This is a genomic window from Bradyrhizobium sp. WSM4874 (assembly GCF_055811835.1).
The window spans coordinates 44,745-65,210 of sequence record NZ_JBVVPR010000043.1; the positions used below are offsets into that span (position 1 = coordinate 44,745).

General features: G+C 65.1%; 17 protein-coding genes. 8 read left to right on the plus strand and 9 right to left on the minus strand.

Going from position 1 to position 20,466, the window contains the following annotated elements:
• Positions 1–60: 60 nt before the first annotated feature.
• The 5 genes from AC0L3P_RS31780 to AC0L3P_RS31800 are packed head-to-tail and all read left to right on the plus strand — an operon-like array spanning position 61 to position 5,288.
• Positions 61–936, plus strand: coding sequence for a branched-chain amino acid ABC transporter permease (locus AC0L3P_RS31780; protein WP_354101187.1), 876 nt, complete (start codon positions 61–63; stop codon positions 934–936).
• Complete coding sequence (locus AC0L3P_RS31785; protein WP_354063906.1) at positions 933–1,931, plus strand: branched-chain amino acid ABC transporter permease; 999 nt, start codon at positions 933–935, stop codon at positions 1,929–1,931. Before AC0L3P_RS31780 ends, AC0L3P_RS31785 begins: the two co-directional genes overlap by 4 nt.
• Positions 1,928–2,671, plus strand: coding sequence for an ABC transporter ATP-binding protein (locus AC0L3P_RS31790; protein ID WP_473308106.1), 744 nt, complete (start codon positions 1,928–1,930; stop codon positions 2,669–2,671). The genes AC0L3P_RS31785 and AC0L3P_RS31790 overlap by 4 nt, the downstream gene beginning before the upstream one ends.
• An 11-nt stretch (positions 2,672–2,682) precedes the next feature.
• Positions 2,683–3,420, plus strand: coding sequence for an ABC transporter ATP-binding protein (locus AC0L3P_RS31795; protein ID WP_473308109.1), 738 nt, complete (start codon positions 2,683–2,685; stop codon positions 3,418–3,420).
• The gene (locus tag AC0L3P_RS31800) at positions 3,417–5,288 is read left to right on the plus strand and encodes a bifunctional sugar phosphate isomerase/epimerase/4-hydroxyphenylpyruvate dioxygenase family protein (protein WP_354063903.1); all 1,872 of its coding nucleotides are present in this window, start codon (positions 3,417–3,419) and stop codon (positions 5,286–5,288) included. Before AC0L3P_RS31795 ends, AC0L3P_RS31800 begins: the two co-directional genes overlap by 4 nt.
• Before the next feature lie 154 nt (positions 5,289–5,442).
• On the opposite strand, the gene AC0L3P_RS31805 is transcribed toward AC0L3P_RS31800, so the two are convergent.
• On the minus strand, positions 5,443–6,615 hold the full coding sequence (locus AC0L3P_RS31805; protein WP_275168483.1) for an ABC transporter substrate-binding protein: 1,173 nt from the start codon (positions 6,613–6,615) through the stop codon (positions 5,443–5,445).
• 308 nt (positions 6,616–6,923) lie between these two features.
• Here AC0L3P_RS31805 and AC0L3P_RS31810 point away from each other — a divergent pair, with 308 nt between their 5' ends.
• The gene (locus tag AC0L3P_RS31810; RefSeq protein WP_473308112.1) at positions 6,924–8,186 is read left to right on the plus strand and encodes an NAD(P)/FAD-dependent oxidoreductase; all 1,263 of its coding nucleotides are present in this window, start codon (positions 6,924–6,926) and stop codon (positions 8,184–8,186) included.
• Between the two features lie 166 nt (positions 8,187–8,352).
• Here AC0L3P_RS31810 and AC0L3P_RS31815 read toward each other — a convergent pair whose 3' ends face one another.
• Both AC0L3P_RS31815 and AC0L3P_RS31820 read right to left on the minus strand, forming a co-directional pair.
• Positions 8,353–9,564: an ABC transporter substrate-binding protein gene (locus AC0L3P_RS31815; protein ID WP_473308114.1), complete on the minus strand. Its 1,212-nt coding sequence runs from the start codon at positions 9,562–9,564 to the stop codon at positions 8,353–8,355.
• 35 nt (positions 9,565–9,599) lie between these two features.
• On the minus strand, positions 9,600–10,820 hold the full coding sequence (locus AC0L3P_RS31820; RefSeq protein ID WP_473308116.1) for a cytochrome P450: 1,221 nt from the start codon (positions 10,818–10,820) through the stop codon (positions 9,600–9,602).
• 84 nt (positions 10,821–10,904) lie between these two features.
• Here AC0L3P_RS31820 and AC0L3P_RS31825 point away from each other — a divergent pair, with 84 nt between their 5' ends.
• On the plus strand, positions 10,905–11,411 hold the full coding sequence (locus AC0L3P_RS31825; RefSeq protein WP_275168487.1) for a MarR family winged helix-turn-helix transcriptional regulator: 507 nt from the start codon (positions 10,905–10,907) through the stop codon (positions 11,409–11,411).
• A 364-nt stretch (positions 11,412–11,775) separates the two neighbouring features.
• On the opposite strand, the gene AC0L3P_RS31830 is transcribed toward AC0L3P_RS31825, so the two are convergent.
• Positions 11,776–13,626, minus strand: coding sequence for a feruloyl-CoA synthase (locus AC0L3P_RS31830; protein ID WP_473308121.1), 1,851 nt, complete (start codon positions 13,624–13,626; stop codon positions 11,776–11,778).
• Between the two features lie 307 nt (positions 13,627–13,933).
• On the opposite strand from AC0L3P_RS31830, the gene atzF reads away from it, so the two are divergent.
• Positions 13,934–15,739: an allophanate hydrolase gene (atzF, locus tag AC0L3P_RS31835; protein ID WP_473308137.1), complete on the plus strand. Its 1,806-nt coding sequence runs from the start codon at positions 13,934–13,936 to the stop codon at positions 15,737–15,739.
• Positions 15,740–15,849: 110 nt separating this feature from the next.
• On the opposite strand, the gene AC0L3P_RS31840 is transcribed toward atzF, so the two are convergent.
• The 5 genes from AC0L3P_RS31840 to AC0L3P_RS31860 are packed head-to-tail and all read right to left on the minus strand — an operon-like array spanning position 15,850 to position 20,320.
• Positions 15,850–16,572: a GntR family transcriptional regulator gene (locus AC0L3P_RS31840; protein WP_473308123.1), complete on the minus strand. Its 723-nt coding sequence runs from the start codon at positions 16,570–16,572 to the stop codon at positions 15,850–15,852.
• Between the two features lie 4 nt (positions 16,573–16,576).
• Positions 16,577–16,969, minus strand: a complete 393-nt coding sequence (hpxZ, locus tag AC0L3P_RS31845) for an oxalurate catabolism protein HpxZ (RefSeq protein WP_473308125.1) — start codon at positions 16,967–16,969, stop codon at positions 16,577–16,579.
• Between the two features lies 1 nt (position 16,970).
• Positions 16,971–18,368 (minus strand): AtzE family amidohydrolase, encoded by a 1,398-nt coding sequence (locus AC0L3P_RS31850; protein WP_473308127.1) that lies wholly within the window; start codon positions 18,366–18,368, stop codon positions 16,971–16,973.
• 7 nt (positions 18,369–18,375) lie between these two features.
• Positions 18,376–18,555, minus strand: a complete 180-nt coding sequence (locus AC0L3P_RS31855) for a DUF4089 domain-containing protein (RefSeq protein ID WP_473308129.1) — start codon at positions 18,553–18,555, stop codon at positions 18,376–18,378.
• Positions 18,556–18,574: 19 nt separating this feature from the next.
• Positions 18,575–20,320: a dipeptide ABC transporter ATP-binding protein gene (locus tag AC0L3P_RS31860; protein ID WP_473308132.1), complete on the minus strand. Its 1,746-nt coding sequence runs from the start codon at positions 20,318–20,320 to the stop codon at positions 18,575–18,577.
• Between the last annotated feature and the right edge of the window lie 146 nt (positions 20,321–20,466).

Here is a 20,466-nt window from a genome sequence, read left to right on the forward strand (position 1 = left end):
GCTCTTCGCGGGGAGAGGGAGAAAAAGAAGGGCGGTGAGAGGGAGAGGAAAGAGGGGAAAATGTCCAATCTGTTCGATCTTCTGGTCGCGGGACTTGCCACCGGCGCGATCTATGCGCTGGTTGCGGTCGGCTTCACGCTGCTATGGCAGACCTCGCAGACCATCAATTTCGCGCAAGGCGAGTTCGTGATGCTGCCGGCGTTCCTGATGCTGGCGGCGATGCATGCCGGCGCGCCGTTCTGGCTCGCGATCATCCTCGGCATCCTGCTCTCGATGCTCCTGCTCGGCCTCGCCTTCAAGATGCTGCTGGTGGATCCGATGATGCGCCATGGCGTGCTGCCGCTCGCGATCGCGACGATGGCGCTCGCGATCGGCCTCAAGGAGGCCGTAAAACAGTTCTTCAGCGCCGAAGCCTCACCGTTCCCCTCGATCGTGCCGACCGGCGACGTTTCCATCCTCGGCCATGCCGTCTCGCTGCAAAGCATCGGCGTCCTCGTCCTCGCCATCCTTGCCGTCTTCGGCTTGACTGCGCTTCTCAACCGCACCTCGCTCGGCCACCAAATGCAGGCGGCGGCGCAGAACCCGACGGTGGCACGCATCATCGGCGTTCCCGTCGAGCGCATGATCCTCCTGACCTTCCTGATCAACGCGTTCCTGGTCGCTCTCGCCTCGCTGTTGATCACGCCGATCTACCTCGCGAAGTTCACGTCCGGCGAGGTGCTGGGCCAGGCCGCGTTCATCGCCGCGATCGTCGGCGGGTTCAACCAGGTGCGCGGCGCGATCGCAGGCGGTCTCCTGATCGGCGTGCTCGACAATCTCGCGGCCGCCTATGTCTCGACGCAGTACCGCACCGCCGTGCCGATGATCTTCCTGATCGCCGTCATCCTGTTCCGGCCACAGGGCCTGCTCGGCCGCGCCGAGGAGCGCACCGTATGAGCGGCTTCGCCAAACCTCTGAAGATCGCGTTCGGCCTCATCGTGATCGCTGCGCTGATCGTCGTTCCCATGAATTTCAACCGCTATGGCCTGTTCATCCTGAGCCAGTGGGCGGTGATGGCCATCGCTGCGATGGGCCTCAACCTCACGCTTGGCTATGCCGGCCAGGTCTCGCTGGCGCAGGGCGCCTTCGTCGGCATCGGCGCCTACGCCGCGGCGATCATGACCACGCATGGCTGGCCGCTGCCGGCGGCGATCGTCGTCGCGATCGCCTTGAGCTTCGCGGTCGGCTGGGTGCTCGGCTATCCCGCGCTGCGGGTGCAGCACCACTACCTCGCTTTCGTCACGCTCGCCTTCTCCACGCTGGCCTTCCTGGTGTTTCGCAACGAGAGCTGGCTCACCGGCGGCATCTACGGCATCTCCAACATTCCGCGCCCGCACATCTTCGGCATCGCGACCAACAAGCCGCTGCCGTTCTACTATGTCTGTCTCGGCTCGCTCGCGATCGTGTCGCTCGCGGTGTGGTGGCTGATCCGCTCGCCCTGGGGCCGCGCCTTCATGGCGCTGCGCGAAAACCCGCTGCGGGCGCAGTCGCTGGGCGTCGACACGCGACGCTATACGCTGATGGCGTTCGCGATCGGCTCGGCGCTCGGTGGGGTCGCCGGCGCGCTCTATGCGCCGCTGACGCAATATATCGATCCCGTGCCGTTCAACCTGTCGCTCTCGCTCGACCTCCTGATGATCGTAATCGTCGGCGGCGCCGGATTCTTCCTGGGTCCGTTCCTCGGCGCGATGATCGCGGTGCTGCTGCCGGAATGGCTGCGCTTCACCGAGGGCTATTATCTGATGCTCTACGCGATCGCGGTGATGGGGCTGCTGATCTGGTCGCCGACCGGCATTTTGGGAATCCTCGACCGCTATCTCGCCGAGCGGCGAACCAAGGCGGCCTCGGCCCAGCGCGCCGTCGCAAAGTCCCGGCTGGAGACGGTGCAATGAGCGCGGTCCTCGAGGTCACCGACATCAAGAAGAATTTTGGCGGGATCAGCGCCGTCGGCGGCGTCTCTTTCGACGTCCGCGAGGGCGAGATCCTCGGCCTGATCGGCCCGAACGGCTGCGGCAAGTCGACCCTGTTCAACTGCATCCTCGGCCAGCTCACGCCGAGCGGGGGCGAGGTCAAGCTCGACGGCAAGGTCGTCACGGGGTTGCGACCCGCCGAGCTCAACAAGCTCGGGGTCAGCCGCACCTTCCAGCTCCTGCAGGTGTTTCCAAAACTCTCGGTGCGCGAGAACCTGATCCTCGCGGGACAGGAGCACCAGGGCAGCATGGCCTCGCGGCTGGTCGGCCGCTCCGACGCCGGACTGACGGAGGCCGCCAACCAGATGATGGGCTTTTTCAAGCTAGATCATCTCGCCGAAGAGCCCGCCGGCGGGCTCTCCTATGGCCAGCAAAAACTGCTCGACGCCGCCATGGCGTTCATGGGCGGACCACGGCTGGTGCTGCTCGACGAGCCCGCCGGCGGCGTCAACCCGTCGATGCTGACGGACCTGAAGGAGCGGCTGGTCGCGATCAACCGCGAAAAGAATGCCACCTTCGTCGTGATCGAGCACAACATGGAATTCGTGATGTCGCTGTGCTCGCGCGTGATGGTGATGGCGGAAGGCACGGTGCTGGCGATGGGACGGCCGGACGAGGTCCGCAAGGACCCCGCCGTGATCGAAGCCTATCTCGGACACTAGGGAGAGACATCATGAGCGATCCGATCCTCTCGGTTCACAATCTCGTCGGCGGTTACGGCAAAATGACCATCCTGAACGGCACCACCTTCGCCGTGCCGCAGGCCACCATCACCACCATCATCGGCCCGAACGGCGCCGGCAAGTCCACCGTGTTCAAGGCGATCTTCGGCCTGCTCAAGCTGCGCGAGGGCAAGGTCAGCTTCGCCGGCCGCGACGTCACCAGTTTGAGCCAGCGCGCGCTGCTCAATGCCGGAATCTGCTACGTGCCGCAGGGCCGCAACATCTTTCCCGAGCTGTCGGTACGCCATAACGTCGAGCTCGGCGGCGTTTCCGCAGGCAAGGGCATCGACCTGCAGAGCCGGACCGAGGCTGCGCTCGACCTGTTCCCGGCGCTGCGGCGAAAATCGACGCAGCAGGCCTCCACGCTATCCGGCGGCGAGCAGAAGCAGCTCGAAATCGCCCGCTCGCTGCTGCTCGAGCCAAAGCTGGTGCTGATCGACGAGCCCTCGATCGGCCTGTCGCCGCTGATGGTGCAGCAGACTTTCGACATCCTGAAATCCTTGCGCGACCGCGGCGTCACCATTCTGATGATCGAGCAGAACGCACGCTCGGCGCTGGAGATATCCGACATCGGCATCGTGCTCGAGCTCGGCCAGACCCGCATGGTCGACGGCGCGAAGCGCATTTTGAATGATCCCCGCATCGGACAATTGTTCCTCGGCGGCGCGATGGAGGACAACGCAGCATGAGTAAACGCTCGATCGCAACGGTCTCTCTCTCCGGCGCCCTTGACGAAAAGCTCCGCGCCATCGCCTCCGCCGGCTTCGACGCGGTCGAGATTTTCGAGAACGACCTGCTGTCGTTCGGCGCAAGCCCGCGCGAGGTGGCTCAGCTTTGCAAGGACCTCAATCTCGAGATCTGCGCGTTTCAGCCGTTCCGCGATTTCGAGGGCATGCCGGAGCCGCAGCGTTCGCGCAACTTTGCCCGCGCCGAACGCAAGTTCGACCTGATGCAGGAGCTCGGCACCGATCTGCTGCTGATCTGCTCCAACGTGTCGCCGGCCTCGCTCGGCGGCATCGACCGCGCCGCGGATGATTTTCGCGAGCTTGGCGACCGCGCGGCCAAACGATCTTTGCGCGTCGGCTACGAGGCATTGGCCTGGGGACGCCACGTCAACGATTACCGCGATGCCTGGGAGATCGTGCGGCGCGCCGATCACCCCGCGATCGGCGTCATTCTCGACAGCTTTCATGCGCTGGCCCCCGGCTTTCCGGTCCGCGCGATGGCCTCGATCCCCGGCGACAAGATCTTCCTGGTCCAGCTTGCGGACGCGCCGAAGCTCGAGCTCGACATCTTGTCCTGGAGCCGGCACTTCCGCTCCTTCCCCGGCCAGGGCGATCTGCCGGTCGGCGAGTTCATGGCGGCGATCGCGGCGACCGGCTATGCCGGGCCGCTATCGCTGGAGATCTTCAACGACCAATTCCGCGCCGGCTCGGCGGTACAGACCGCGGTCGACGGCCTGCGTTCGCTGATCCTGCTGGAGGACCAGCTTGCACCGGATTGGCCAAAGCTCATCAGCGAGCCCTTGGCACCGAAGCCCAAAAGTCGCGGGACGGGCTTCATCGAGTTTGCCGTCAACGAGACCAAGGCCGGCGAACTCGCCCACCTACTTTCGCAGCTCGGTTTCCGAAAGACCGGCAAGCATCGCAGCAAGGCGGTGGAGCGCTGGTCGCAGGGCAAGGTCGAGCTCGTCGTCAACTCCGAGACCGATGGCTTTGCGCATTCGCACTACGTGACGCATGGCCCCGGCGTCTGCGCCATCGCGCTCGACGTCGACAATGCCAGCCTCGTCATGCAGCGCGCCGAGACGCTGAAAGCGCGCACCTTCTACCAGCCGGTCGGGCCGGGCGAGCTGGAGATTCCCGCAATTCACGGCGTCGGCGGCAGCCTGCTGTATTTTCTCGATCAGGCCGGCAAGAACTGGGACACGGATTTCGAACAGGTCCCGAGCGACGCTCGCGCGGACGCCCTGCTCGCTGTCGATCACATCGCGCAGTCGATGCCCTATGACGAGATGCTGTCGTGGCTGCTGTTCTACACCGGCATCCTCGACCTCGAGCGGCTGCCGCAGATGGAAATCGCCGATCCCAGGGGCCTTGTGCAAAGCCAAGCCGTCATCAACGGCGACCAGAGCCTGCGCTTCGTGCTCAACGGCTCATCCGCCAACCGCACGCTGCCGGCCCGCTTCATCTCGGAGTTTTTCGGCTCGGGCGTGCAGCACGTCGCGTTCACGTGCCCGGACATTTTCGCGGCGGTCGCGGAGATGCGCAAGCGCGGTGCGGATTTCCTCGATATTCCGGACAATTACTACGACGACATCGAAGCCAAATACGACCTCGCGCCCGACCTGATGGCGCAGCTGCGCGCCAACCACATTCTCTACGACCGCGAAGGCGACGGGGAGTTCTTCCAGGTCTACACCCACATCTTCGACGAGCGGTTTTTCTTCGAGATCGTGGAGCGGCGGGATTATCAGGGATTTGGTGCAGCCAATGCCGGCATCAGGCTCGCGGCGCAAGCCCGAGAGGTGCGGCCTGTGAGCATGCCGCGGGTGTAGCTGCCTCCACGCCGTCATTGCGAGGAGCCCTTGCGACGAAGCAATCCAGAATCCCTCTGCGGAAAGATTCTGGATTGCTTCGCTGCGCTCGCAATGACGGGAGAGAGAGCTGAGAACCCTCTCCCCGCGAGCGGGGAGAGGGAAAGCAGAGATCTCACTTCATCGCGCATTTGTCGTGGAAACGATCCTGGTCGTTTTCGACGATGGTCGCGACCGTCTTCAGGGAGAGTTGGCCTTCGCCATCCTTGACCACGTCCTGCAGGTAGAAGTTCTGCACCGGGATGTGGTTCTTGCCGTACTTGAACGGGCCGCGCAGCGACTTGAAGTTGGCCTTCTCCATCTCGGCCTTCATCGCGTCCTTCTTGCTGGTGTCGCCCTTCACCGCGACCACCGCGCTGTTGATGAGCTGGGCCGCGTCGTAGGCTTGCGCGCCGTAATAGGTCGGGCGCAGGCCGGGATACTTCTTGCGGTAGTCGGCGACGAAGCGCTTGTTCTGCTCGTTGGGCAGATCATTCACCCATTCCTGCGCGCCGGGAACGCCGAGCGCGTTCTCCTTTTGCAGCGGCAGCGACAGCTCGTCGACGGTGAAAGCCGTGTAGAGCGGCATCGTGCTCTTCAGCCCGGCCTGCGCATATTGGTTGAGGAACTGCACGCCGGCTGCACCCGGATAGAACACGAAGATCGACTCGGCACCCGAGGCGCGCGCCTTGGACAGCTCGGCGGAGAAGTCGAGCTGGCTCGGCCAGACCGTGTATTCCTCGCCCTTGACCTCGCCCTTGAACGTGCTCTTCACGCCCGCGAGCATGTCCTTGCCGGCGGCGTAGTTCGGGCCAATCAGGAACACGCTCTTGACGCCCTTCTGGTTCATGTAGAGACCCATCGCGGCCGGGGTCTGGTCGTTCTGCCAGGAGGTCGAGAACACGTAGGGTGAGCAGAGCTCGCCCGCGAGCTGCGACGGACCGGCATTGGCCGAGATCAGGATGGTCTGCGAATCCACGGCGGTCTTGAGCGAGGCCAGCAGCACGTTCGACCAGATGTAGCCGACGATGAAATCGACCTTGTCGGACTGGACCAGCTTCTCGGTCTTCTGCTTGCCGACGTCGGGCTTCTGCCCGTCGTCCTCGTAAATCACCTCGACCGGCTTGCCGTCCATCTTGCGGCCGATGTGATCCAGCGCGAGCTCGAACGAGTTGCGCATGTCGTTGCCGATCACGGCGGTCGGGCCGCTGAAGGTCGAAACGAAGCCGATCTTGATGGTGTCGCCGGCGGATGCCGGACTTGCCAGCACCAGCGCCGCTGCGCCTGCCAGCCAGAATGCCGTCCTCATAACAACTCCCCTCCATATTATTACGCCCGGAAGCGGGGTGATTGCCGCCCCGGGTCATCTCTATTGAACGCAAAATCTGTCGCGCCGCCAATGGCTCAGCGCCCGCCCCTGCACCATATTTCGCCCCGATCGGCGATAGCAAGAAATATAATTCTACTTACTTAGACGGAGGCTGCGGCGCTTTTTCGCGGGACGGCGATACACTCGATGCCCTTGGCCTATCCGTCCATTGATGATGGCTATTGGACCGCCACGCCCAATCCGCACTTAAATGAGAGAATAGAGCAGCGAGATTCGAGGGGCGCATCATGACCACGACACCGCATCGCGTCGTCATCGTCGGAGCCGGCTTCGGCGGGCTGGAGACGACCCACCGGCTCGCCGGCAGCCCGGTCGAGATCACGCTGATCGACCGCCGCAACCATCATTTGTTCCAGCCGCTGCTCTACCAGGTCGCGACCGCCTCGCTCGCCACCAGCGAGATCGCATGGCCGGTTCGGCACCTGATGCGCGACCGGCGCGATGTGACGACGCTGTTTGCGACCGTGAGCGGCGTCGATGCGGACAGGCGTTGCGTGCTGATCGACGACGGCAGCGAGGTTCCTTACGATACGCTGGTGCTCGCCACCGGCGCGCGGCATGCCTATTTCGGCCACGACGAATGGGAGCAGTTCGCGCCGGGCCTGAAGACGCTGGAGGACGCGACCACGCTGCGCCGTCATATCCTGGTGGCGTTCGAGCGCGCCGAGCGTGAGACCGATCCGACCAAGCGCGCGGCACGATTGACCTTCGTCATCGTCGGCGCCGGCCCCACCGGCGTGGAGCTCGCGGGGACCATCGCCGAGATGGCGCACCACACCTTGCCGGCAGACTTCCGCAACATCGACACCAACAAGGCGCGCGTGGTGCTGATCGAGGCCGGACCACGCGTGCTGGCAGGATTTCCCGATGATCTCTCGGCCTACGCGCAGGCTTCCCTGGAAAAAATCGGCGTCGAGGTCGTGCTCGGACAGGCCGTCACCGAGATCAATCGCGAGGGCGTGGTGTTCGGCGGCAAGCTGCTCGAAGCCAAGACACGAATCTGGGCCGCCGGCGTGCGCGCCTCGCCCGCGGCCGAGTGGCTGGGTGCGCCGGCCGATCGTGCCGGACGCGTGGAGGTGGAGGCGGACCTGACGATACCGGGGCATCCCGAAATCTTTGCGATCGGCGATACCGTTTTGATCAACGCCTGGGACGGCAAGCCCGTGCCCGGCATCGCGCCGGCCGCCAAGCAGCAGGGCCGTCACGTGGCCGACACGATCAAGGCGCGGCTGCGCCAGGAGCCGACAGGCCCGTTCCGCTACAAGCACTCCGGCAGCCTCGCGCAGATCGGCAAACGGCTCGCGGTGATCGACTTCGGCCGCATCAAATTGCGCGGCACCATCGCGTGGTGGATCTGGGGCATCGCCCACATCTACTTCCTGATCGGCTTGCGCCACCGCCTCAGCGTCGCGCTGAGCTGGCTCTGGATCTACGCCCGCGACCAGCGCGCCGCCCGGCTGATCACGCAGGGAAGCAGCAAGGTGGTGTAGGGGCTTCTTCTCCCTCTCCCCGTTCTTACGGGGGAGAGGGTTGGGGTGAGGGGCCTCTCCGCGAACGAGATATTGGTGAGACCTGTACCCCCTCACCCGGATCGCAAGAGCGATCCGACCTCTCCCCGCGAGCGGGGAGAGGTTAAGTGAGGCGCGTTCGCCGCCCCTACTTCACCAGCTCGCAGCCGCCCTCCGTCAGCGGGCGGAACGCCTGCTCCGCCGAGATGGTCGAGACCAGCTTGTAATAGTCGTACGGATATTTCGACTCCTCCGGCTTCTTCACCTCGAACAGATACATGGGATGCACGACGCGGCCGTCCTGGCGGATCGTGGTGTCGCCGAACAGCTTGTCCTTGCCCTTGAACTTCTTCATCTCGGGCACGGCGTCCTTGGCATTGTCGCTGCCGGTCGCGGCAACCGCGTTGAGATAAGCGAGCGTGGAGGCATAAACTCCGGCCTGGTTGCCGCTCGGCATCTTGCCGTTCATGCCGGGCCGCGCCGCGAAGCGCTTGGCGAAGGCGCGGGTGTCGTCGTTCATGTCCCAGTAGAAGGCCTCCATGAGCTGGAGCCCTTGGGCCACCTTGATGCCCATGCCGTGGACGTCGTTGATGAAGAGCAGGAAAGCGACGAGCTTCTGTCCGCCCTGCTGGATCCCGAACTCCGCCGCCTGCTTCACCGCGTTGATGGTGTCGCCGCCGGCATTGGCGAGCCCGATCACCTGCGCCTTCGAGCTCTGCGCCTGCAACAGGAAGGAGGCGAAGTCGGACGTGCCGAGCGGATGCTTGCTCGAGCCCAACACCTTGCCGCCATGCGCCTCGATGTATTTCTGGGCTTCCGCCTCGATGCCCTTGCCGAGCGCGTAATCGACCGTGAGGAAATACCAGTCCTTGCCGCCGCGCGACATCATCGCGGCTGCCGTGGTGTTGCCGGTCGCCCAGGCGTCGTTCACCCACTGGATGGTGTTGGGCGAGCAGGCCTTGCCGGTGAGATCGGAACTCGCGGTGGACGACGCCAGGAACGTCATGCGACTGTCGCGCAGCAGCGTGTTGATGGAGAGACCGACGGCCGAGTTCGGCACGTCGACGATGGCGTCGACGCCCTCGACATCGAGCCATTTGCGCGCGATGGCGTTGCCGACGTCGGCCTTGTTCTGGTGATCGGCATAGACGATCTCGACCTTGATGCCCTTGCCGCCGCCGTTGAAATCCTCGGCGGCCATGCGCGCGGCCTCGACTGAACCCATGCCGTTGGTATCCTGGAAGATGCCTGAGATGTCGTTCAGCACGCCGACGCGCACGACATTGTCCGAGATCTCGGCATTTGCCGCGCCGCCAATCAAGCTCGCGGCCAGCGCAAGCGTCCACTTCAAGTTCTTCATTGTTCCCTCCCCTGTTGTTTTCGATGCCGCCAGCGTCAGACCGGCGTGATGCTCACAGGCAGGCTGTCGAGCCCGCGCAGCGTGTTGTTGAAGCGGCGCTGTGGCTCGCCCGTGATCTCGATTTTCGCGATCCGGCGGGCCAGCGCCGCGAGCATTGTCTCGCCTTCGAGCCGCGCGACCAGCTGGCCGACGCACATGTGAATACCTGAGCCATAGCCCACATGGCCGGACGTGCGGCGGGTGATGTCGTAGCTGTCCGGCTTGTCCCAGCGCCGCGGATCGCGATTGGCAGCCGCCAGAAACATCAACACCTTCTCGCCCTCACCGATGGACGCGCCTGACAGTTCGACCTCGCGCGTTGTCGTGCGGAAGAAGGTCTGCACCGGGCTTTCAAAACGAACCGCCTCCTCGAAAGCGTTGCGCGCCAGCGTGAAATCGCCGCGCAGGCGCTGCCACTGCTCCGGGAAGCGCGCCAGACAATAGACCGCTGCACCGATGCCGTTGACGGTGGTGTCGAGGCCCGCCGACAGCAGCGAGCGCACCAGCAGCGGCGCTTCGGTGGCGGTGATGGCACCCTCGTCGACATGGGTGTGGATGCAGGCGCCGATGCCGCCGGGCGTGAGGTTGTCCCGCTGGCACTGATCGGTGACGTAGGCCTGGTGCGGCGCCGAGCGCGCGATCGCCTCCTGGCGCAGCTCGTTCGGCGGGCCGAAGGCGTTGAACACGACACTCGCATAGGGAATCAGATGTTCGCGGCCCTCCGGCTTCAGCCCGAGCGCATCCGGGAAGATCGACAGCGGATAGGCCTCGGCGAGGTCCGTGATGGCATCGAAGCTGCGCTTCTCCAGCAGCGCGTCCACACGCTTTTCCGCTGCCGCGGCAAAGCGGTCGCGGAGCCCCTTCATCACCGTCGGCGACAGCACCTTTGAGAGCACCGCGCGGGTGCGGGTGTGCGCGGGAGGATCGGCTTCGAGGATCAGGCTCGGCGGCCGCCACGGCGTCTCCTTCTTGAAGTCGGAGAGGCCGACGCCGCGGCTGGAGCAGAAGGTCGCGGGATCATTCAGGACGGCATGGACCTCGGCATAGCGCGCCACGCCATAGACGTTCCACTTGTCGAGATAGACGACAGGTCCGGCCTCCCGCAGCAGCTCATGCGTGGGATAGGGGTCGGCGAAAAAATCCATTGCGAAGGGGTCGACGTCGAGATGCGGGACGGCCGACGAACCGTTGATTTCCGGGGAGCTGGAAGCGCTCATGGAAGTCCTCCCTTATTTTGATCTTGTGAAAGGACGGCGCTTACCCTTAGGTCTTTCGGACACGCCGCGAGACAGAATCCCGATATGCCGCCGTCTTCGACCAGAGCCCGCCAAAAGCCTGCGCCCACTGAAACGGGACCGACGCTCGATCTCGACCGCTACGTCCCGGCGTTCATCACCTTCATCGCCAACAAGCTCTCGAACAGCGCCACCGCGTTCTATCAGCGGCAGTTCGGCGTCAACGTCACGGAATGGCGGATCATGTCGCTGCTGGCGATCGAGCCCGGCATTCCAGCCTCGCGCATCTGTCACGTCATCGGCTTCGACAAGGGTCCGGTGAGCCGGACGCTGGCCGGTCTGGAAAAGCGGGGGCTGATCTCGATCCGTACCGATCCAAACGACGGGCGCACCCATTCGATCTCGCTGACGGCGAAGGGCCGCGCCATCCATGACAAGGTGATCGTCGCGGCATTCGAGCGCGAACGGCGCCTGTTGTCCTGCCTGGACAAGGACGAGCGCGAGGTGCTGATCGACCTGTTGCGCCGCCTGCACGAGAATCTCGGCGCGGTGACCGGCAGCACCGAGACCTGACCGGCCACGCAGCGGGCGCCGACCTCTGTCAGTTCCAGGCATGCGCCGGTATTCGCCCGCGGCACCCTCTCTGCCGAGCATTGCTTCCTCCGATCCGACGCGGCGGTTCCTCCGCCGTCATCCTTGTCTGGAACCGTTCGCATAAATTAGTTGCTTAAGCAACAAAAGAATCATGCAGGATAATGCGGCAGCGTGGCTGGCTTAACGGCGAGCTGTTTCAGCCCTGTCATTTGCGAGCGCAGCGAAGCAATCCAGAATCCCTCCGCGGAATGACTCTGGATTGCTTCGCTGCGCTCGCAATGACAACAGGGAGAGAGGAGGCCTACGGCCGCCCACCTAACGCGAAGAGCTGCCTTTTCAACTGCTACAGACCAATCCATTCACCCGAGACATCGTCATTCAACCGCGCCAATGCATCGGCACGGCGCGTCAGCACGGCGCGCTGGTTGATGTAGCCCTTGTCGGTGATCTCGCCGCCGTCCACTGACGGCGGCGAGGCGAGCAGCAGCGCGCGCGTGGCGTGGCCGGAGGAGTTGGCGTTCTGTTGCTTGAGTTTCGCCAGCCCCTGTGCGATCGCGGCTCTGACCTCGTCATGCGCGAGCACGTCGTTCACGCCTGCGGTCTCGGGCAGGCCGGTATGCGCGCGGCACGTAGCGATGTTCGGGAACACCAGGAAGCGCACCTCGTCGCCGCCATGACCGGTGACGACGATGTCCTGCGCGAGCGGCGCCAGCGCGGCGATGCCGGCGAGGCGCAGCGTGCCGACGCTGACCCAGGTGCCGGAATTGAGCTTGAAATCCTCCGCGACGCGACCGTCGAAGAACAGGCCGCGCTCGGGCCGCTTCGCATCGGCGAATTTCACGGCGTCACCGATGAGATAAAAGCCCTCGTCGTCAAAAGCCTGCCTGGTCAGCTCCGGCGCCTTCCAGTAGCCCGGCGTGACGTTGGGGCCGCGCACGCGCACCTCCAGCTTGTCGCCGGAGGTGACGAGCTTCAGTTCGGTGCCGGGGATGGGCACGCCGATATTGCCCGACCGCTCCGCGAGGAAATGGCAGTCGGTGGCCAGCGGCGAGGTCTCGGTCGAGCCCCACGCCGAGACCATCGGCATCGCGCGGCGAACGGTCTTGACGGAAAGCTCTTCGAGCGCGTCCCACAGATTCTGCGGCAGCGCTGCACCGGCGTAGAACGCGAATTTCACCTCGCTGAAGAAGCGGCGGCGCAGTTCCTCGTCGCCGCGCAACGCCGCAATCAGCATGTCGAAGCCGCGCGGCACGTTGAAATAGATCGTCGGCATCACGCTCTTCAAATTGGCGAGTGACGTCGCAAACAGGCCGGGCGCCGGCTTGCCGCCGTCGATATAGAGCGAGCCGCCATTGCGCAGCACGAGATTGAAATTGTGGTTGGCGCCGAACGTGTGACTCCAGGGCAGCCAGTCGAGAATGACGAGATCGTCGCGCCCCTGTTCGAGAAAAGTCCAGGTCTGCGCCTTGGCCTGCTGGCTCGAGCACAGCATGCGCTGGGTGTTGATGACCGCCTTCGGCGTGCCGGTCGAACCCGAAGTGAACAGGAGTTTTGCGATCGTCGCGGGCGTCACCGCGGCGAAGGCCTTTGCGACGTCGGGGCTCTCGGGCGTTGCCGCGATGGTGCGGAAGGCCAGCGCATCGGTATCGTCCGCATTGCCACTGATGATCTGCGCGCTATGCAGCGGCTTGATCGCGGCCAGCGCCGCCGCAAACGGCCGCGTCGCGGAGACATAGATCGCGGCGGGCTCAAGCAGCGTGATCATGCTCTTGAGCTTGTCGAAATCCTTGGACATCAACGAATAGGCCGGCGAGATCGCCGCCGAGGGCACGCCGACATGCTGGGCCGCCAGCGCCAGGAGCGCATGATCGATGCTGTTGTCGGAGAGGATCGCGAGCGGGCGCTCCGTACTGAGACCTTGCGCCAGAATCCACGACGCTGCCGCGCGCACCTGGCGCAGCGCCTGCGCGTAGGTGACGGTGGTCCACGGCGACTCGGCACTGCTGCGCTCCGCGAGGAAAGTCGCATCAGGCCTCTGCCGCGCCCATTGCTCCAGCCAGTCGCCGACGCAGCGCGCGCTATCGCGCAGGGGCTCCGGCGAGCGCAGCAGAATGCTGCCGTCCGCGCGATACTCGGCAACGGTTCTGGGTGTCGCGAACAGGCTCGAAGCATCACCGCGAGGGGCGGCTGTCATGGTTTCCTCCTCACCCGGAAGCCGGGATCGTCGCAGCCTCGTCGCGGACCGCGTTGGCCGGCATGTTGGCCACGACAATTGTTGGGGCGCAAGCTCAAGGCCGGTGAGCTGCCCGTTATTTGTGCAAATGCTCGCAACAGGGCGCTGACACGAAGGTCCGCCGGCGCTCGAAATATCCCACAAGCCACTGATCGCTCGATAATATCCGCAGCGCTGGTCCTGCCCGGATTCTGTACACAATGGCACATCGCTTGCTTCGATCCGGGTGAAGAGGCGTAGCCGGAGTTTTGTCGCCATGGGGGCTGAAATGGGGGCTGAGCAGCCTGAAACGATTGCCGCGATCGTGGCCGCGCATCGCGCGGGCACGCTCACGCCGGCGCAGACGGTCGCGCGCACCTATCAGCGCATCCGCGACCACAACGATCCCGCCGTCTTCATCAGCCTACGCGACGAAAAGGACGCGATCGCCGAGGCCGAGAAGCTCGCCACCAAGGAGGCCGCCACCCTGCCGCTCTATGGCGTGCCGGTCGTGGTGAAGGACAATATCGACGCCCTGGGATTTCCGACCACCGCTGCGTGCCCGGCCTTCACGTATACCCCGACACACGACTCGACCGCGGTTCAGCGGCTGCGCGCCGCCGGCGCCATCATCATCGGCAAGACCAATCTCGACCAGTTCGCGACCGGCCTTGTCGGCGTGCGCTCGCCCTACGGCATCCCCAGGAACGCGATCCGCGATGACCTCATTCCCGGCGGATCGAGCTCGGGATCGGCCACCGCCGTCGGCGCCGGGCTGGTCCCGCTGTCGCTCGGCACCGACACCGCCGGCAGCGGCCGCGTGCCGGCGATGCTCAACAACATCGTCGGGCTCAAGCCAAGCCTCGGCATGATCTCGACCGCTGGCCTCGTGCCGGCCTGCAGGACGCTCGACTGTATCTCGGTATTCGCTTTGACGGTCGACGACGCCGCGCTCGCACTGTCGGTGATGGCAGGTCCAGATCAGGCCGATCCGTTCTCGCGCGACCGGCCGCTTGGCCCGATCACCCCGCTCCCGGCAAACCTGCGCCTGGGCGTGCCGCGCAGCGGACAGCTGATCTTTTTCGGCGACAAGAAGGCGGAAGCGGCTTACGCCGAGGCGTTGAAGCGCTGGACCGCGCTTGGCGCAACGCTCGTCGAGTTCGATCTCGAGCCGTTCTACGAGACCGCGCGGCTGCTCTACGAGGGACCGTGGGTCGCCGAGCGCTATCTCGTGATCCGCGACCTGCTGGCGTCCGCGCCGGATGCCATCCATCCCGTGACGCGCGAGATCACCGCGGCCGGCGCGCGGCTGACGGCGGCGGACACCTTCTCCGCGCTCTACCGCTTGCAGGGCTTGCGCAAGATCGCCGAGCGCACCTTCACCAATATCGACGCGCTGGTGCTGCCGACGGCGCCCACGGCCTATACGACCGCGCAGGTGCTGGCCAATCCGATCGAGCTCAATAGCCGGCTTGGCACCTATACCAACTTTGTCAATCTGCTCGACCTCTGCGGCCTGGCGCTGCCGGCGGCAATGCGCGCCGACGGTATCCCGTTTGGGATCACACTTCTTGCACCCACGGGTCACGACGCGCTGCTCGCGAGTATCGGCCGCGTATTCCATGCCGATACCAAACTGACGCTTGGCGCAAAGGGCGTGGCGCAACCCGCGCTGGCGCCGCTTGCCGCAAGCGGCATCGACGAGGTTCCAATCGCCGTCGTCGGCGCACATCTCTCCGGCATGGCGCTGAACGGCGAGTTGAAAGCGCTGAACGGCCAGTTGATCGAGGCGACCAGGACCGCGGCTGACTACAAGCTCTACGCATTGAAGACCACGCCGCCGAAGCCGGGCATGCTGCGCGTCGAGGCCGGCAAGGGCGCCTCGATCGAGCTGGAGATCTGGTCGCTGTCGTCGTCCGCCTTCGGCAAGTTCGTCAACGCGATTCCCGCGCCGATGGCGATCGGCACGGTACGGCTGGCGGATGGCCGCAGCGTGAAGGGATTTCTCGTCGAGCCCGAAGTGCTGGGCGATGCGCGAGATATCACGGCGTATGGTGGGTGGCGGAAGTATATGGCGGAAACTGCTACGGCGTAGGTCTCGTAGGGTGGGCAAAGCGCAGCGTGCCCACCACACCGTCAGCTTGGGTAGATGGTGGGCACGGCGCTTTGCGCCTTTGCCCACCCTACGGCACCGTGCGCGCGGCCCTACACCGAGACCGCGTAGATCTCGTACTCTCCGCGCACCAGCTCGATATGCGCGCGCATCGCGGCGGCGGCGCCCTGCTTGTCGCCGCGCATGATGGCGACTACGACGCGGTCGTGCTCGGCTTGGGATTTGGCGAGGCGGCCGAGATTGCGGAACTGGGCGCGGCGGAACGGCTGCACACGCACGCGCGTCGCCAGCGTGATCTCGGCGATGTAGCCGTTCTGCGATCCCGCATAGATCGCATTGTGGAAGCGCTCATTGACCTCGTGGAAGCGATCGGGATTGCCGGCGTAGCTCAACACCCGCAGCTCTTCGTGGATGGCTTCCAGGCCGTGACGCTCGGTAGCTGACATGCGCTCGGCGGCCAGACCCGCGCACAGCGCTTCCAGCTCCGCCATCGCCTCGAACATGCCCGTCAGCCGTTCGAACGAGGGCTGCGCCACCACCGCGCCGCGATGAGCACGCGCTTCGACGAGGCCGCTTGCCACGAGCTGGCGCAGTGCTTCCCGCACCGGCGTGCGCGAAACGCTGAAGCGGCGCGCGATGTCGGTCTCGTCAAGCGGCGCGCCGGGCGGCAGAGCTCCGCGCACGATCTCGTCGGCGAGCTGCAGGCGCAGCTCCTCGGCGCGCGTGACCTTGTGCGCTGATGGCGACGCCCGGTCGACACGCGGCACCGCCGGTTCGACTGGCAGCGTTCCGGGCGGAAGATCGTCAAGCGTCATACGGTCAGGTCTCTTTCGACTCGTCGATGATGCTGACATGGGCGGCGACGACGCGCCAGCCCTCCGGGAATTTTACCCAGGTCTGCATCTGCCGGCCGACCTTGCCCGGCATCGTGTCGCGATAGAACAGGGTGGAGGCGACCGCTGTGTCGCGGCCATAGCTGGTGATCACGGTTTTCGCGGTGCGGCGATTGAGACCGACCGGCGAGCGCCCGGCGCGAAAGCCGGAGATCGCTTCATAGCCGTAGAGGTTCTCGCCGATGCCATAGCGCAGCGTGCGGGGATCGTTGCGGAAGAGCTCGCCGAGCACTGCGACGTCGTTGGTGATCAGGGCCTGCTCATAGCGCTCGAACGCGGCTTTGGCGTCCGCGATCACGTCCGGGAGATCGATCTCCATCTCAAAATCCTTTTGGGCTGGGCGCGGCGGCGACGCCCATCTTCTCCAACGCGTACGCAACGCGCAACGCGATGTCCTCGCGCCATGGCGCGGCGATGATCTGCACGCCGATGGGCAATGGCTCGAGCGGCACGGGGACTGCGACCACTGGCAGGCCGATGAAGGAGATCGGCTGGGTGTGGATGCCGATATTGGCGCGCACCGGCAGCTCGACGCCGCCAAGGTTGAAATTGACCTGGCCGAGCTTCGGCGCGGTGCATGGCGTCGCGGGCGCAAGCAACACGTCGACGGATTTGAAAATCTCAGCGAGCTGCGCACGATACCAGCGGCGGAATTTTTGCGCGCGGTCGACCAGCGGCGCCGGCACCATGGCGCCCGCGATCAGCCGGTCGCGCACGGCGGGATCGAAGTCGTTCGGCCGCTTGCGCAGCCGATCGAGATGCAGCGAGGCGCCCTCGGTGGTGGTGATGACATAGGCCGCGGCGCGGGCGCGCGCGGCTTCGGGCACGTCCACCACGCGCGTTGCGCCCAGCGCCTTGGCGACGCGGCTGACGGCTTCGACCGCTTCCGGAAACAGATTCTGCTGGAAGTAGCCGCCGGCAATCGCGATGCGCAGGTCCGAAACCGGATTGGCAAGCAGCGGCTTCGTCGGCTCCAGACCACGTGTGGTGGTGCAGGCGGCATCGTCGGGATCCGGTCCCTGCATGGCGTCATAGGCCAGCGCGAGATCGGTGGCGGAGCGCGCGAACGGTCCGAGATGATCGAGGCTTGCGACGAACGGAAAGGAGCGCGCACGCGAGAGCCGGCCATAGGTGGGCTTCAGACCGAAGATGCCGCAGAACGAGGCCGGCACGCGGATCGAACCATTGGTGTCGGAGCCGAGCGCGATCGGCACCAGCGAGCCGCCGACGGCGCTGCCCGAGCCGCCGGAGGAGCCGCCGCTCATCCGCGTCGTGTCATGCGGATTGCGCGAGGGACCGTCATGGACGTTCTCGCCGGTGAAGTCGTAGGCGTATTCGCCCATGTTGAGGGCACCGACCAGCACGGCGCCGGCCGATTCCATGCGCTCGATCAGCGTGGCGTCGCGCGTGGCGGGCACGCGGTCTCGGTTGATCTTCGAGCCGGCTCGCGTGGCGAGGCCGGCGACGTCGAACAAGTTCTTCACCGCGAAGGGCACGCCGGCCAATGGGCCGACGGTCTTGCCGGCTGCGATATCGGAATCGATCGCGCGCGCTTTGGCGCGGGCGCGATCGGCGGTGAGGTCGGTGAAGGCGTTGAGGATGCTGTCGTGCTGCTCGATGCGCGCAAGCGCTGCTTCGGCCGCATCGAGCGCGGACATCTTGCGGCCCGCAACCGCGCTCGCGATCTCGGAGGCCGTCATCTCTGGCTTGGTCGTCATGGCGGCGTCAGACCGTGAACACGGGCGCCGGCTCGGTCTCGTCCGGCAGCGCGAATTCGTCGACGAGGCGACCGAGCCGCAGCGAGACCTCGAGATTGGCGCGTATGGACGACCTCCATGCTTCCTCGAAGGGCAACGCCAACGCTTTCGTGACAGCGTCGATATAATCGTCCAGCGGTTCGGCCATCACGCTCCCAAACAAGTTCTCAGTGTGCGCCCAGGGTCTGCAGCGGCGGGTGCGGGATCGCCGTCAACAGCTCCTTGGTGTAATCGTCCTGCGGATCGCTCAAGACCCTCTCGGAAGATCCTTCCTCGACGATTCGACCCGACCGCATGACAATGACACGATCGCACAACAAGCGCACTACGTTCAAATCATGCGAGACGAACAGATAACTCATACCTAGCCGCGCCTTGAGGTCCTGGAGCAGATTGAGGACCACGGCCTGGACCGAAACGTCGAGCGCGGCGGTCGGCTCGTCCAGGATGACGAGTTTTGGGTGCACGGCGATGGCGCGGGCAATGCCGACGCGGGCCTTCTGGCCGCCCGACAATTGGTGCGGGAAGCGATCCAGCAGATTGTGCGGCAGGCCCACCATGGTGGCGAGCTCCTCGCAGCGGGCGCGGAGCGCGTCGCGCCCCCTGATGTCGCCGAGCTGCATGATGGGATCGGCGATGGCGCGCACAGCAGTGAAGCGCGGATTGAGGCTGTCGGTCGGATCCTGGAACACCATCTGGATGCGGCTGCGCTGCGGCAGCCGGGCAAAGCCGGCGGGCGCGATGGCGCCGATGTCCTCGCCGTCGAACTGGATCAGGCCGGAGGTCTGGTCCAGCAGCCGCATCACCATCATCGACGTGGTCGATTTGCCGCAGCCGGACTCGCCGACCAGACCGACGCTCTCGCCGTGACCGACCGAGAAGCTGATACCGTCGACCGCGCGGAACACATCCGGCTCCACCGGCGGCTTGCGGCCGAACAATTTGCCGAGCGTGGCGGTCGCGCCCTGGCGGGGATATTCCTTGACTAGCTTGTCGATGAGGAGAAGTGGCTGCCCGCTCTTCTTGGCCTCGTCTTGCGAAGCCTGATGGATGGCCAGGCCAGGCCCGGCCACGACAGCTGAGCCCTCCTCCTCCGGCAACAGATCCCGCAGGCTCACGCCGAGCCGCGGCGTCGCGCGCATCAGCTTCTTGGTGTAGGGGTGCTGCGGGTTGGCGAAGATGTCGGCGGCCTTGGCGGTCTCGACCACCCGGCCCTTCTCCATCACCACGACGCGGTCGCAATAGGCGGCGGCAAGGCCGAGGTCGTGCGTGATCAGGATGGTGGACATCGCCTTGCGCTTGGTCAGCTCGACGATCAGATCCATCACCGCCTTCTGCGTGGTGACGTCCAATCCGGTCGTCGGCTCGTCCGCGATCAGCAGCTGCGGATTGCAGGCGAGCGCGAGCGCGATGACGACACGCTGGCACATGCCGCCGGACAATTCGAACGGATAGGCGTGATAGCGCTCGCGCGGGCGGGCGATCTTGACCTGCTCCAGCGCCTCGATCGCCTTCTCGCCGCGGTCTGAAACCATGGCCTGCTGGACATGGGTGCGCAGCACGTCTTCGATCTGGTCGCCGACCTTCCGGATCGGGTTGAGCGCGGCGCGCGGATTCTGGAAGATCATCGAGACTTCGCGACCGCGCAAATCGCGCATCTGGTCTTCGCTCGCGGCCTTCACGTCGATGCCCGAGAACATCACCGAGCCCTCGGCGATCCGCCCTGCACGGTCGAGGATGCGCATCACCGCATACGACGTCACCGACTTGCCGGAGCCAGACTCGCCGACGATCGCCAGCGTCTCGCCCTTGGCGACGGAGATGTTGACGTGCTGCACCGCTTTCACGATGCCGCGGCGGGTGGTGAATTCGACGGTGAGGTCCTGGACGTCGAGCAAGGGCTGGGCGGTCATGGATGCGTCCCAAACAAAAACGTCGAAAACAACCCCATGCACAGTAGAACGAGATTGATTTCATTGGAGAATTTCGAGCGAAAATTTGCCTGTGAGGCAGTCACCGCTCTCTCATTCCCTCCCCCCTTGTGGGGGAGGGTTGGGGA

Bases quoted from the DNA above. Each gene is read 5' to 3' on its own strand.
- AC0L3P_RS31815 (WP_473308114.1), bottom strand. From the start codon at position 9,564: ATGAAGAACTTGAAGTGGACGCTTGCGCTGGCCGCGAGCTTGATTGGC.
- hpxZ (WP_473308125.1), bottom strand. From the start codon at position 16,969: ATGGAGATCGATCTCCCGGACGTGATCGCGGACGCCAAAGCCGCGTTC.
- AC0L3P_RS31795 (WP_473308109.1), top strand. From the start codon at position 2,683: ATGAGCGATCCGATCCTCTCGGTTCACAATCTCGTCGGCGGTTACGGC.
- AC0L3P_RS31855 (WP_473308129.1), bottom strand. From the start codon at position 18,555: ATGGCCGAACCGCTGGACGATTATATCGACGCTGTCACGAAAGCGTTG.
- AC0L3P_RS31810 (WP_473308112.1), top strand. From the start codon at position 6,924: ATGACCACGACACCGCATCGCGTCGTCATCGTCGGAGCCGGCTTCGGC.
- AC0L3P_RS31780 (WP_354101187.1), top strand. From the start codon at position 61: ATGTCCAATCTGTTCGATCTTCTGGTCGCGGGACTTGCCACCGGCGCG.
- AC0L3P_RS31805 (WP_275168483.1), bottom strand. From the start codon at position 6,615: ATGAGGACGGCATTCTGGCTGGCAGGCGCAGCGGCGCTGGTGCTGGCA.
- atzF (WP_473308137.1), top strand. From the start codon at position 13,934: ATGGGGGCTGAGCAGCCTGAAACGATTGCCGCGATCGTGGCCGCGCAT.
- AC0L3P_RS31790 (WP_473308106.1), top strand. From the start codon at position 1,928: ATGAGCGCGGTCCTCGAGGTCACCGACATCAAGAAGAATTTTGGCGGG.
- AC0L3P_RS31820 (WP_473308116.1), bottom strand. From the start codon at position 10,820: ATGAGCGCTTCCAGCTCCCCGGAAATCAACGGTTCGTCGGCCGTCCCG.
- AC0L3P_RS31825 (WP_275168487.1), top strand. From the start codon at position 10,905: ATGCCGCCGTCTTCGACCAGAGCCCGCCAAAAGCCTGCGCCCACTGAA.
- AC0L3P_RS31860 (WP_473308132.1), bottom strand. From the start codon at position 20,320: ATGACCGCCCAGCCCTTGCTCGACGTCCAGGACCTCACCGTCGAATTC.
- AC0L3P_RS31840 (WP_473308123.1), bottom strand. From the start codon at position 16,572: ATGACGCTTGACGATCTTCCGCCCGGAACGCTGCCAGTCGAACCGGCG.
- AC0L3P_RS31800 (WP_354063903.1), top strand. From the start codon at position 3,417: ATGAGTAAACGCTCGATCGCAACGGTCTCTCTCTCCGGCGCCCTTGAC.
- AC0L3P_RS31830 (WP_473308121.1), bottom strand. From the start codon at position 13,626: ATGACAGCCGCCCCTCGCGGTGATGCTTCGAGCCTGTTCGCGACACCC.
- AC0L3P_RS31850 (WP_473308127.1), bottom strand. From the start codon at position 18,368: ATGACGACCAAGCCAGAGATGACGGCCTCCGAGATCGCGAGCGCGGTT.
- AC0L3P_RS31785 (WP_354063906.1), top strand. From the start codon at position 933: ATGAGCGGCTTCGCCAAACCTCTGAAGATCGCGTTCGGCCTCATCGTG.